General features: G+C 46.2%; 8 protein-coding genes and 1 pseudogene. 2 read left to right on the top strand and 7 right to left on the bottom strand.

Going from position 1 to position 12,788, the window contains the following annotated elements:
* Positions 1–400 precede the first annotated feature (400 nt).
* On the top strand, positions 401–1,996 hold the full coding sequence (locus tag VZ94_RS18570; protein WP_239650072.1) for a 2OG-Fe(II) oxygenase family protein: 1,596 nt from the start codon (positions 401–403) through the stop codon (positions 1,994–1,996).
* A 193-nt stretch (positions 1,997–2,189) separates the two neighbouring features.
* Here the strand turns inward: VZ94_RS18570 and VZ94_RS18575 are convergent, their stop codons facing one another.
* From VZ94_RS18575 to VZ94_RS18590, 5 genes and pseudogenes are all read right to left on the bottom strand, one after another.
* Entirely contained in the window at positions 2,190–3,518 is a 1,329-nt protein-coding gene (locus tag VZ94_RS18575; protein ID WP_045780369.1) for a sulfate adenylyltransferase subunit 1, read from the bottom strand.
* On the bottom strand, positions 3,518–3,973 hold the full coding sequence (cysD, locus tag VZ94_RS29675; RefSeq protein WP_239650073.1) for a sulfate adenylyltransferase subunit CysD: 456 nt from the start codon (positions 3,971–3,973) through the stop codon (positions 3,518–3,520). Before cysD (VZ94_RS29675) ends, VZ94_RS18575 begins: the two co-directional genes overlap by 1 nt.
* Positions 3,930–4,454: a sulfate adenylyltransferase subunit CysD gene (gene cysD, locus VZ94_RS29680; RefSeq protein ID WP_239650074.1), complete on the bottom strand. Its 525-nt coding sequence runs from the start codon at positions 4,452–4,454 to the stop codon at positions 3,930–3,932. Before cysD (VZ94_RS29680) ends, cysD (VZ94_RS29675) begins: the two co-directional genes overlap by 44 nt.
* A 4-nt stretch (positions 4,455–4,458) precedes the next feature.
* Positions 4,459–7,025: pseudogene (locus VZ94_RS18585) on the bottom strand (YbcC family protein).
* Complete coding sequence (locus VZ94_RS18590) at positions 7,022–8,605, bottom strand: proton-conducting transporter transmembrane domain-containing protein (RefSeq protein WP_052700732.1); 1,584 nt, start codon at positions 8,603–8,605, stop codon at positions 7,022–7,024. The pseudogene VZ94_RS18585 and the gene VZ94_RS18590 overlap by 4 nt, the downstream one beginning before the upstream one ends.
* A gap of 182 nt (positions 8,606–8,787) precedes the next feature.
* Here VZ94_RS18590 and VZ94_RS18595 point away from each other — a divergent pair, with 182 nt between their 5' ends.
* The gene (locus VZ94_RS18595; RefSeq protein ID WP_239650076.1) at positions 8,788–9,669 is read left to right on the top strand and encodes a LysR family transcriptional regulator; all 882 of its coding nucleotides are present in this window, start codon (positions 8,788–8,790) and stop codon (positions 9,667–9,669) included.
* Between the two features lie 88 nt (positions 9,670–9,757).
* Here the strand turns inward: VZ94_RS18595 and VZ94_RS23685 are convergent, their stop codons facing one another.
* Positions 9,758–12,067 (bottom strand): PAS domain S-box protein, encoded by a 2,310-nt coding sequence (locus tag VZ94_RS23685; protein WP_052700733.1) that lies wholly within the window; start codon positions 12,065–12,067, stop codon positions 9,758–9,760.
* Positions 12,018–12,593, bottom strand: a complete 576-nt coding sequence (locus VZ94_RS18605) for a hypothetical protein (protein WP_131655633.1) — start codon at positions 12,591–12,593, stop codon at positions 12,018–12,020. Before VZ94_RS18605 ends, VZ94_RS23685 begins: the two co-directional genes overlap by 50 nt.
* Positions 12,594–12,788: the final 195 nt, after the last annotated feature.

Here is a 12,788-nt window from a genome sequence, read left to right on the forward strand (position 1 = left end):
ATGCGTTAGCATCGTTATCCTTTCAAGTAACCTCGTCGTTTACGGCGAGGCAAGCCACCGACCTCTACCTGTCGATGGTATTGTCATTCGACAGATGAGGTCGAATGTGGATTGAAACATAACAACCAGTAAACCACTGCATGGCTACATTACGAGCAAACGTTTTACAGTTTACCCCAAACAACATCAGTAAAAAGTTTTTTCATCGCTCTTTTCTCGTTCCCACGCTCTGCGTGGGAATGCATACCCATGATAAGCTATTGCATTTGATACGAACGGAAAACAATGCTGAACCGAAGACCGGTAGGCATTCCCACGCAAAGCGTGGGAACGAGGAGAAGTAAGCTTGCTCAGCCCGTTAACACCGAAGCCTATATCGTTTGCCATAAGAACTCCAGCTATGATGAAAAAGTCCCCGATTAAACAACCGCAACCTGCAGACCTTAATTCTTTACAGCGCTTATATCAAAATGGTCAATTCACAGTCGCCGAACAACACGCGCAAACCTTATTAATTCAGTTTCCTAAATCATTAGAGCTGCTGAATTTATTGGGTTTATGTCAGCAATCTCAAGGCAAGCTTAGAGAAGCGGCACAGTGTTTTCGCAAAATGTTGGCGCTTAATCCAGCGATTGCCGAGCTGCATTTTAATTTAGCCGCGATAGCTACCGAGCTTAACGATGTTAAAGCTGCCACCGCAAGCTATAGAAAAGCGTTAGCGCTTAAACCTAGCCTAACCGTCGCGCACTTCAATTTAGGAGCGTTATTACAGCAGCAACAGCTTTGGCAACAAGCCGCTCAGCATTATCAACACGCCGTCACGCAACAACCTGACTTCTTCCAAGCCTGGGCAAATTGGGGGGCGGTGTTACAAACCTTGGGGGATTTACACGCGGCAGAACAATGCTACCGTAAAGCGTTAGCCCTTTATCAAGATGCACAAGGCTATTTTAATTTAGGCACTAATCTTTATGACCAAGGCCGACATGCCGAGGCGATTGAAGCGTTCCAAAGTGCGCTACAGTTAAATCCAGAATTTGCTGACGCTTGGAACGATTTAGGCGAAATTTACCGTGACCAAGCCAACTTAGATGAAGCGTTGCGCTGTTACCGTGAAGCATTACGCATTCAAGCTAACCATGCGCGTGCTAATTATAATATTGGCGAAAGCTATAGTTTGGCTGGACATTATTTAGATGCCATCCCGTATTTTTCTGCCTCTGACTTTGCCGATGCCGAAGAACGCGTATTGTTATGTTTGTATAAAACCCGGCAATTCGAGGTATTTAAACAACGCTTAGACGAATGGATTGCTAATAACAAACATAGCTCGGTGTTATTAGGCAGTTTATCGACGCATTATGCGCTTAATTTTGGTCTGCCAAACCCCTATCGCTATTGCCAAAACCCTATGGCATTCGTACAACATACTACTATCAACGAATTAGCCGACCCTTCTCATCCGTTGTTATCCCAGCTATTAAATGATGTAAAACATTTAGCCATTGCCGAGCGCAAACAAGGCCGCTTGTATTATGGTATGCAATCCGCAGGCAATTTATTGCAGCGTCCAGAAGCTTCGTTTCAACAGCTTGCAACACTGATTCGCGCCAAAGTGAAAGCCTATCAACAGTACTTTGCTGATAGCGAGGATGCATTAATTCGCCGCTTTCCCAAGCAATTGGAATTTGCCAGCTCGTGGTATTTACGCATGAAACAAGGGGGTTATTTAACCTCGCACATACATGAAGAAGGTTGGATTAGCGGTTGTGTCTATTTGCAATTACCCGATAAATGCCAAAACCACGAAGGTAGTTTTGAATACGGCACAGACGGCGATGACTACCCTCGCTTACATGACAATTTCCCGTGCCAAATCGTTGATCAAAAAGTAGGCGATTTAGTGCTATTCCCTTCATCGCTCTTTCATAGAACCTTACCGTTTCAGTCTGACCAAGAACGGATTTGTATTGCGTTTGATATTAAGCCTTTATAGGCCAATACGGCGATAACGTAGTAATTTCATACGCCGCAGTTAAAAATCTGGCTGCACTCTGCCCCGTTTCACGTTGATAGTTAAAAATCTCAACGTGTCGGCCAATGTTGACACGTTGAGTTCTTACTTTATTAACCAGCTAGCGGCTAAAACGACATTTTAGTGTTGTGTATTCTGCTCTGTTGATAAGATTTCAAGCAACAATCACGCCTGCTGCAACAGTATTTAACGTCACTGTATCAATAATAATAAAGCTACCGGTTGTGCGATTGCTAGTATAAGTGTCGATAAACAATGGCTGCTGTAGCTTCAATTTCACCCTAATGATATCGTTCATTGCTATTTTGGCTGGTATAACTTCGGGTGCCAATGTGTTGATGTCGATGCGATAAATTAGCTCATCGAATAAGGCATTGACGGTACGGGTCGTATGCTTAACTAAATATTTACGTTGTATTTCTAGCGTTTGTTCCGCAAGCCAGCAAATATCAGCGATTAATGTTTTGGCGGCACGCGGAGGCCGGTTAGCATCGCACAACATATCGCCACGCGAAATGTCGATGTCTCTATCCAGCGATACCACGACCGAACGGTCTGCAGTCACTTCTTGCATAGCCCGATCAGCGACGCTTAATCCTGTGATGCGTGCTCGCTGACCCATTGGCATAACGGCGATTTCGTCACCTAACTGTAATTGGCCAGACGCCAACATGCCTTGGTAACCACGAAATTCACTGTCAGTTGCACCGTTGGCCGCGTTGCCTAGCATTACGCGCACAACGCGTTGTACGGGTAGCCGAGTGGGTGCATGATTTATATCACGTCTGGCTGGGCTAGATTCCAGATGTTCCAATAAACTAGGGCCTTCATACCAGGCAATAGCATCTGTGCGTGTTACCAGGTTCGTACCATCCAACGCCGATAAAGGGATTGCCTGCACATGGTGACGACCCAACTGACTCACGAAGATCTTGAACTCATCAACAATAGATTGATACACGGAGACTTGCCAATCGACCATATCCATTTTATTGACTGCTAGCACCAGTTCAGGAATACCCAGCAAATGCGCTAAATAGGCATGGCGACGGGTTTGGGTAACAACACCTTTGCGGGCATCGACCAGCAGAATGGCCAAATCAGCGGTCGATGCGGCAGTAACCATATTACGGGTGTATTGTTCATGACCAGGCGCATCGCCAATAATGAATTTACGTCGTGCAGTTGCGAAATAACGGTAAGCCACATCAATGGTAATCCCTTGTTCTCGCTCAGCGATAAGACCATCGGTGAGTAACGACCAATCGATTGCCGCCAGCCCACGTTTTTTTGAGGTCGCCTGAATCGATGCCAGTTGATCAGCTGCTACATTGCCGGTGTCGTAAAGCAGACGGCCAATTAACGTGCTTTTGCCGTCGTCAACACTACCGGCAGTAATAAATCTTAGCAAACCCGATGGCTGGGTTACTAACGCTGGGTCATGTTTTATAGTTTGTGGTGCTTGGTAGGTTGGTGCGTTCATCAGAAATACCCCTCTTTTTTACGTTGTTCCATTGCTGCGTCTGACGCTCGGTCATCGAGGCGGGTCGCGCCCCGTTCGGTAAACAAGCATTGTGCTGTTTCAGCGATGATGTCAGCAACATTCTTTGCTGTAGATGCCACGGGTGCGGTGCAGGAAATATCACCGACAGTGCGAAAGCGGCAACTAATCGTTTCTATGGTGTCGCCAGCAGCTGCCGGCGTTAGATAGGTCACAGGAATCAGAATGTCTCCCCGGCGAACGACCTCGCGCAGATGGGCGAAATAAAGTTCGGGTAGCTGAATCTCTTCCCGTTGTATGTATTGCCAGACATCAAGTTCAGTCCAGTTTGACATCGGGAAAATGCGTAAGTGTTCACCAATCGCAGTGCGAGTGTTGTACAATGACCATAATTCAGGCCGCTGATTTTTCGGTTCCCATTGGCCAAAATTCGTCACGGACGCTGACGATACGCTCTTTGGCGCGCGCTTTCTCCTCGTCGCGCCGAGCACCACCTAAACAGGCGTCGAAACCGAATTCCGCAATCGCTTCCATCAACGTGACTGATTGATGCATATTGCGCGACTCCAGCGCATGTCGCAAACGTACGGTTCCTTTGCGGATAGACTCTTCGACGCTACGAACATGCAAGCAGCAATCATAACGCTCAGCCATTCGGTCGCGGTAGGTTATCACCTCCTCATAGTTGTGGCCTGTGTCGATATGCAATAGAGCAAAACCGATGCGTTCCGGGTGAAATGCCTTATAGGCAAGATGTAATAGCACAGCAGAGTCTTTACCGCCAGAATACAGTAACACCGGATGGCGGCATTCTGCGGCAATTTCGCGTAGAATAAATATTGCTTCAGCTTCCAGTAAATCTAGGTGATTACTGGTTGCCGGGATATAGTCAAGCTTGTCGTCGTGTTGAACGCTCATATCATCATTCCTCTATGTTGTATGAAACAGGGTACCAACGTTGCGGGCCGCAATAGCGCAGGCAACAGTTTTGTATAGGCTCTATACACATCAGGTGCAGCCAATCGTTATCAAACAACCGGCGTATATCGCTATGATGCTCCAGAACCGCTTCTACCATTAAAGTCGGAGCTTCAATAATGACGGTTAAGCGCACGGGTTCATGTCTTAGCATTTTGCCATCATGCAGCGATTGCCAAGGCAGCCCCATACGAAGATCGCCGCCATTACCTTCGAAAATGCCTAAAGTCCCTACGACGTTATGCAACACCTTATTACCACTGCCGAAACGCGGGTTATCTACGGTCGATGCGTAGTACTGCAAGTTTATCCAACTGGCGACAACCATTGGTGCCGTCATGATTAGGCTGAGAATTGCACCATCAGCGTCTTGCCGGTAGTCATAGTTGTGTAGAAAGACCCGACCATCAAGGTTAGCGTGACTTGTACGTTGTCTTGGCGCCGCGATAAACGCGCTGTTTCCTGCTAAGCCCCATTCTGGGCGAATTTGCGCCCAATCGCGGCTGCGTTTAACCATCGATTTGAGTAGCAAGACCGCATTGTATTGACTTGACGGCAAATCTGGCGCCCGTTCCTCACGAGACAGTTGCGAAGCCGTATCTAGCCAATATTGCAACTGCGCTAAGTCGTTGCTGAAGTCATCAGGCACCTGGTCTAAATCGAACAGACGTACTTGATCGGTAGTCGTGTCATGTAGGCCAGCGATAAACCAAGTTTCTTGAGGAATGGTAATGCCTAATGTTGCTAAACCGCCTCTTACGTCCTTATCGTTGAGTACGCTAGCTGCCACACGGGCATTGACTTCACCACTGTGGCCACCACAGGCCCCGCAGTCTAAGCCCGCCGCATAAGGATTGTTGACAGTTGTACTACCATGTCCACATAGCAATACCAAGCGCGCAAAATCGTCAGAAAGCCCCATCCCTTGCAATGCTTTGTGAGCTAGTTCAATTCGCTCATTGAGTGCGATACCTGTTTCGACCAGTGGACCTTTAGCAATCAACCGACCACGTTGACGTAGGATAACGGGACCTATCCGGTGCACAACACGCTTGTCAAGCCCAGCAATGCTTGGCCTAGTAACCGTTCGAGTCAAACCTAAGCTATCGCTGAATAGCTTAAAGGCAAAGCTTAAGCCTGAAATTTCGACATAGGAAAAACACGATACGGCAGAATTCTTAAACCCCTTCCATAGTCGATTCAGCCGCTTGTGCAACCAGCGTTTGTGCAAGATTTTATGTAAATCGCCAATAGCTGCATTAAAAACACTTTCGCGTATTTTAAATTTTGGCTGAATCAAAACCGGACATTGTGCTTGACCGTGCTGGTGGCCTATCGCGATATATTCGATGGGAAAACCGAAAAAACCTGCGAATCCTAAAGTTTCAATATAGCTGGATGTTGATTCCAATGCGCGTCTGTAAACTTCGGAGCGAACATCAATACAAAATACGGCTTGCACTATTTTACGGTTGCTTTGAGCGCTAACACCTATAGGCAATGGCGCCATTAATTTACTGAGCTGCCGATGTTGTAACGATAATTCGTAAGCCCATTGCATGATATAACGACCCTCTAATTGCGGGGACATCTCGACCATTGACAATGGCTGCTGCCAGACTTGCCGCCAAGCCTCAAAATCCTGTGGTTTGGCAATAGTAAGGAGTAACGCATACTCATACGCCAAGCATATTGCCAGTAATTCAATTAAGGCCTCTTCGGCTTGCTCAGGTTTTCCTTGCCAAGTTTTGTGACGTACCCAAGCGCTCCAGCCTGAAACGGTCAGTAATTGCCTGTAGCAAAAATTATCCAAGTTATCAATAACTATGCCCATTTCTGAAAGTATCTGAGAAATAGCAGCGATAGGTTGCTCCGGTAGCGTGTTAATGCAACGCTGGAAACCATGAATACCGGCCAGTTCTGGCGTATGGTCAAACTCTGCAGCCCGGCGCCAAGCTGAATAAAGCGGTAGAGCACGCCACGCATACGCCAAGCTGATTGACCTTCGTCGAAATAGGCTGAACACCACTTTGAAATCTCTTCAGTAACAAACGTAGTCCATTGCTGACCATATACCGAGTCCAGGTAGTTCGCTAATGTCGGCCAAGGCTTGGTGTAATCTTCTTGCTTAGCGTCGCCGAGTTGGCTCAGGCATTGTTGCAACGATAGCTTGCTGCCGGTTAAAGCCAATGCGTGCTCAATATCGGTAGTTGTTATCCTACCCTGATGATAGTGGTTGGCGTAGAATTCTGTAGGCATTAACATCTGACCATAGCCGACGTTACTGGCCAACTTACAAGTATCAATAAATAAACGCTCACTCAACCCCATAAACGGATTCACCGCGACAAAATGTTGCAATGACCATAAGGGTGCGATGCGTGCACAGGCGTTTTTAATAGCGTCGGTTAACGCAACCGTCGGCAGGCCATCGTTGTCGATGGTATCGCTGATGATTGCAAAGCTAGCCTGGTCGGCTATGGATTTAAATGACAATAACGCTGAGTTCATTGTTGGGCTCCTCCTGAATGGTCAAAAGTGCGTACCGGCGGCCAATACGTTTTAACCAAACGATTAGCGATTATGCTGATGTAAAAGCCGTTGTAGATATGAACATAGGCTGCCTGCCAAATTCTGGCCGCTGCTGGGCCTGGATATTGAATTTGTAACATCAAAATCGAAAAAAAACCGGCAAGTACAATACTCAGTAATAGGCCATCAAACAGGCTGTTTACCGGCATAGCGCTAGCAATTTCGGTATGCAGTAACTTAAGAAAGCTGATTTGAAGCGCGAAATACAACACAGTAATACCTGTTGCAATCAGCGTGGCTCGTATTAGGGTTCCTAGTCCTGCTTGATGAGCTAACGCATCCCACAATAAGTAGGTCAACGCCATCTGCAAGATAGTGCCTAAAAGCATAATACCTGGCTCTTGCTCCAAACTTAGCCCGAACAGATAACCCCCACCGAGGGTTAGGGCTAATGCCGTAAAGAATGCCAACAACAATTCACCAGGATGACGGTTGTCGCGTACCGGTGGCGCCCAAGCTGCGCGAGCAATATCGACTACGCTGCCACTAGATAAAAAAGCATGTGCTTTATACAAAGCGTGGGCAATGATATGCAGAAGTGCTGACGAAAAAGCACCCAAGCCGCACTGTAATATCATAAATCCCATCTGACCTATGGTGGAAAATGCCAGCGATTTTTTGATACTGGTTTGTGTCAGCATAGTCAATGAACCGAACAGTGCGGTAACCGTGCCAATAATTGCCAGTACGTGCAAGGCAGCGGGGGCTTGAACCAGCACATGGCTCATACGAATAACCAAAAATCCACCCGCGTTAATAATGCCTGCATGCATTAAGGCTGAGACTGGCGTTGGCGTTTCCATCACTTCCGGTAACCAACTATGAAAAGGAAACTGCGCTGATTTCATGACAGCACCGAATACGAGGAAAAAGGCGGCAGCGGTTAGTGTTGCTTCTTTAGCAGGCGGGATGCTAGCGTTAAATATCGCGCTGAATTCCAAAGTCCCGAAAACTTGATATAACGACACGCCAGCTAAAACTAATGCGATGTCACCCAAACGGCTTATAACGAATTTCTTACGTGCAGCGATATGGGCACCGGGCCGTTCTGGATAAAACAGCAATAAGCGGTGTAGGCTTAAGCTAGTAAAGACCCAAGCGATTACGAAGACGACAAAGTGTCCAGTAATCACCAGCAGCATCACCGACGCCACTGTCCACGACAACCATTGCATAAATCTGCGTTGACCGGAATCACCCTCCAGGTAATTCCCAGAATAGCGAATAACAATAGCACCGATAAAAGCTACGAGTAATAGCATGATGACGGATAATCTATCGATATACAGGTCGATACTACTGACACTGTCTTGATATTTGCCATTAATAAAAACGCCAGATGCACAGACTAAAGCACTAACTACTGCTGCGAGTGACAGGACACTACAAACGCTAGTAATCGTTCTTGTCTTTGCGTGAACCAATATTGAAGAAATTAGCCCCGCACAAAACAACTGAGTTGGCACAGAAAGCGCTGCGTATGCAATCCAATTAGTCATAATAGGACTCCATTTACGAGAATATAAGCACCATGAAATGGGGTTAATGTCTGCTTTAGGGTGAGGGTAGTATTCATGACAATCTCCTTAGCAATAATGAATGCGATGTCATGCTAGCAATCGATCACTTTTTTCGTCCAATATATGTATTTAATAGAAATGTTCACTTTTATTAATGATAAATGGCTAGCCTCAATTTTCACCACTTACGTTATTTCTGGATGATTGCAAACGAAAGCAATTTGACGCGCGCAGCTGAGCGCTTACATGTGTCACAATCCGCACTCAGCATACAGTTACGTCAGCTCGAAGATTCGCTGGGACAAAAGTTATTCGAGCGTGAAGGCAAACGCTTGCAATTAACTGAAGCCGGTCGGATTGCCTTAGATTATGCCAACACCATTTTTCGTGCAGGCGATGAACTGATTAGCTTGATGCATGGGCGGGCTACAGGCGAGCGCCAGTTGCTGAGGATTGGTGCTGTCTCTACGTTGTCGCGCAATTTCCAACTTGAATTGGTACGTTCTTGGGTCCAACGTAGCGATGTCGAGTTAGTGTTACATTCTGGTAATTTGCGTGAGTTGTTACTACAAATGCTCGGACATACCATTGATTTGGTATTGTCCAATCGGCCAGCACCTCGCGATACCCAAGCCAATTGGCATTGTCATTTATTAGACGAACAACCCGTTAGTTTGGTCGGCAAACCCAACGATGTTAAGCAGCCGTTCCGGTTTCCAGAAGATTTAAATGGCAGACCGTTGTTGTTGCCCAGCATCGAAAGCGAAATTCGAAGTGCCTTCGATTTTTTGCTAGAGCAAGCTGACGTTAGACCCTTAGTGGTTGCAGAAGTAGACGATATGGCCATGCTGCGTTTGTTGGCACGTGAAACTGGACACTTAGCTTTAGTGCCACCGGTGGTAGTGCTTGATGAATTACGTCAAGGCCTGTTAGTAGAGCATTACTGTATCACTGACATTCGCGAGCGTTTTTTATGCGATTACGCCAAGCCGACACTTTCCAAATGCGTTGGTCAAAGACTTACTGACGTCGTCTCGACCTAAAAATTTTTTTGACCGTGCTACGAGTGCTATGCCTTGTTTCTTATCCCACAGCATCAGATAACCCAACCAAGGGCTTTGCATTGCGTAACTAGGCCTTTATCGGTAAATAGTGCTTAACAACGCTAATTAATTCTGCCATATCAATAGGCTTAGTTAGGTAATCGGAAAAACCCGCGCGTAATCCTTCACTGACATCATCGGGCATGGCTACAGCACTCGCAGCGATAACAGGAATCTCAGCTGTTTTTGGATTAGCCTTTAGCCGTTTTAATGCCTCAACGCCGCTCATGCCGGGTAAGTTAATATCCATTAGGACTAAATCAGGTACATTCTCACTAATCAGCTTTAAGCCTTGTTCAGCGGTGCTTGCCACGCTGAGTTTGATATTGGGGAATTTACTAAAAATATGCTGCATAATGACTACGTTTAGCTCACCATCTTCAATGAGTAATAACTTACCAGTAAGACCGGGCACAACATCAGCGTCAGTTTGCGGCGCATAACTTAGATTGGGCGCTGATGCGCTAGTGGTTGCCACCGGCAAATCTACCCAAAACCGACTGCCAATGCCAAAACGACTAGCAAAGCCCATGCGGCCATTCAAGGCTTCAACTAAGCGTTTACAAACCACTAAACCAATACCCGTACCTTCTACCGTTGAGCGCTCAGCACCTAAACGCTGAAACGGCTGGAATAAGCTAAGTTGTTGCTGTTCGGTTAAACCCACACCGGTATCGGTAACGGTTATGCGTACAAATGTGTCAGTCAACACAGCCGTCACACTGACTGTGCCGTTGGTTCGGTTATATTTAACAGCATTGCTGACTAAGTTTAACAATATTTGCTTTACCCTAGACGCATCGGCAAGCGCATATAATTCGGCGGGACACGATTGCACAATAGTAATTTCACGCACCATAGCCGTCGGCTCTGATAAAGCGACCACTTCGTTAATCAACGGCTGTAACGCAACATTCGCTAAGTTGAGATCCATCTTACCGCTTTCTATGCGCACTAAATCTAAAATTTCACTAATTAACGTCAACAAATGTCGGCCACTACCCATAATATGACCTACTGCTATTTGTTGCTGCTCATTTAATCCGCCTAGCTCGCCGAGTTCTAATAACTGACCAAAGCCAATAATGGCGTTTAACGGCGTTCTTAGTTCGTGACTCATACTGGCTAAAAACTCTGATTTGGCACGATTAGCTGATTCGGCTTCCGCTCTAGCAGTCTCCAACCCAATTTCAGCCTCTTTATGTCGACTAATGTCTTGCACCAACGTCCACATCACTTGTCTACCGCCAGCAGTTAGGCGAAATCCGTTTAACAACACCGGAAATCGGCTACCGTTTTTGCGTATGTATTCCTTTTCATAAGGCCCATAAACCGCGTGGTCTTTTAATAATTGCAACTGGGCCAGCTCTTGCTCGGTATACTCCGCCGGTGTCATACGCCAGTAACTCATCGCTAATATTTCATCGCGCGAGTAACCGGTAGCCTCTTGTAAAGCCTGATTCACCTCTAAAAATCGACCACTTATAAAATCATTGAGCGCAATACCGATAGGCGATAACTCAAACAATCTACGAAATTGGTCTTCGCTTTGTTTTAGGCTTTCTTCGGCTTGCTTGCGGGCAGAAATATCAACATCGATACAAACAAAAATCGGCTCATCACGGCCAGGAATCGCAAATATTGTTTCGGTCACTACGCGTTTATTCGCCTGTTTATCATTTTTAATACATTCAAACGCAGCAATCGTCTGCCCGGTTTCTTCGATATATTTAAGTTGTGCTGGAAATTGTAGCGCCGACTCGCTAGCATGAAATAAAAAGCTAAAACGGCTACCTACCGCTTCTTCAGCGGTCCAACCATATAGCAACTCGGAGGCATGATTCCAATAACGCACAACGCCGTAACGGTCATACCATTGCACTGCAACATTCGGCGTGTTCTCCAATGTCGCTGTTAATTGTTGTTTAGCCAGCTGCAGCTCCGTTATATCTTGCACAAAGCCATGCCATAACACATCACCCGTCGTAAGCCGTTCAGGCGTTGCTGACGTTTCTAACCATAAAACAGTTTGATTTTTATGATAAATTCTAAACGATTGTCGGGTGAGCAGTGCTAAGTTATCGGTATTTAAATAGGTTTTTGCTACCATAGGCTTATCGTCTTCATGAATCACGTCAAATAAAATCGACCCATCTTTAGCTAAAGCCTGTTCTTCAAGATTAAATAATGAACAAAATCCAGCACTCACATAAGGAAAACTATAGCTACCGTCACGCCGCAGCAATAATTGATAAATACCGCCAGGAACGTGCTCAGCAATCTTCTGCCTATGTCCAGCTAATTCTTGCGCAAAACTGCTCGCTTTTCTTAACGCCATCTATCATACGAGCAGTAATCAGCGCCAAAATCACCGCATAAGCAGTAAACGTCCAAATCGTTCGTACCCACGTCAATGGCGAGCGTGAATAGGCTTGATAATCTAGCTCAAAGCCCAACCAACCTAACCCTGATAATGAGCCGACCAATACCAAGCATAAGGTATTAAAAACTATTAAAGGCCAAGCAACTGAGCGCGGCAAAAATAAGATAGCGATAATCGAAAAAAAGATTGAATGTAAGCCACTAAACGCAGTGGGGCCAAATTGTAATAGGCCTGCATAAATGCCTAGCCAAATAATAGACAATAAACTGACAGCCCGAAAATAATACGATAATTGCTTGCGCACCAACCAGATTAGCCAAAGTGTCGCCATCGACATCACATGCGCCGACATCACAGGCAGCCAGCCCAACTCAACCACTCTCATTAATGACAATCCCACACTGGGGATAGCCGATATGCAAAGCCATAACATGGCATCATTAAGCAACTGGTTTCTTAAATCGAAAAATTCTCTAGTCAAGCGTTCCTCGAACTCGTTGTTTATTGTTATTCGCTGCTATCAACTCAAGGCAGCTTGTTGGAAAACTTGGGCTACCAACTTAAAACGGGACAGGTTGTTTAGAGTGGCAGAAAACTGCTCCCTGCGTTTTCTGCATTCGCCACGTCCTTGTGGCTTGAGGTGTCGGCAGCAGGGATGCTGCCGCCAAGCCTACAG

Origin of the sequence: Methylocucumis oryzae (assembly GCF_000963695.1) — a bacterium.
GTDB classification, from domain to species: Bacteria; Pseudomonadota; Gammaproteobacteria; order Methylococcales; family Methylomonadaceae; genus Methylovulum; species Methylovulum oryzae.

Bases quoted from the DNA above. Each gene is read 5' to 3' on its own strand.
- VZ94_RS18570 (WP_239650072.1), top strand. From the start codon at position 401: ATGATGAAAAAGTCCCCGATTAAACAACCGCAACCTGCAGACCTTAAT.
- VZ94_RS18575 (WP_045780369.1), bottom strand. From the start codon at position 3,518: ATGAACGCACCAACCTACCAAGCACCACAAACTATAAAACATGACCCA.
- cysD (WP_239650074.1), bottom strand. From the start codon at position 4,454: ATGAGCGTTCAACACGACGACAAGCTTGACTATATCCCGGCAACCAGT.
- VZ94_RS18590 (WP_052700732.1), bottom strand. From the start codon at position 8,605: ATGACTAATTGGATTGCATACGCAGCGCTTTCTGTGCCAACTCAGTTG.
- VZ94_RS18595 (WP_239650076.1), top strand. From the start codon at position 8,788: ATGGCTAGCCTCAATTTTCACCACTTACGTTATTTCTGGATGATTGCA.
- VZ94_RS23685 (WP_052700733.1), bottom strand. From the start codon at position 12,067: ATGGCGTTAAGAAAAGCGAGCAGTTTTGCGCAAGAATTAGCTGGACAT.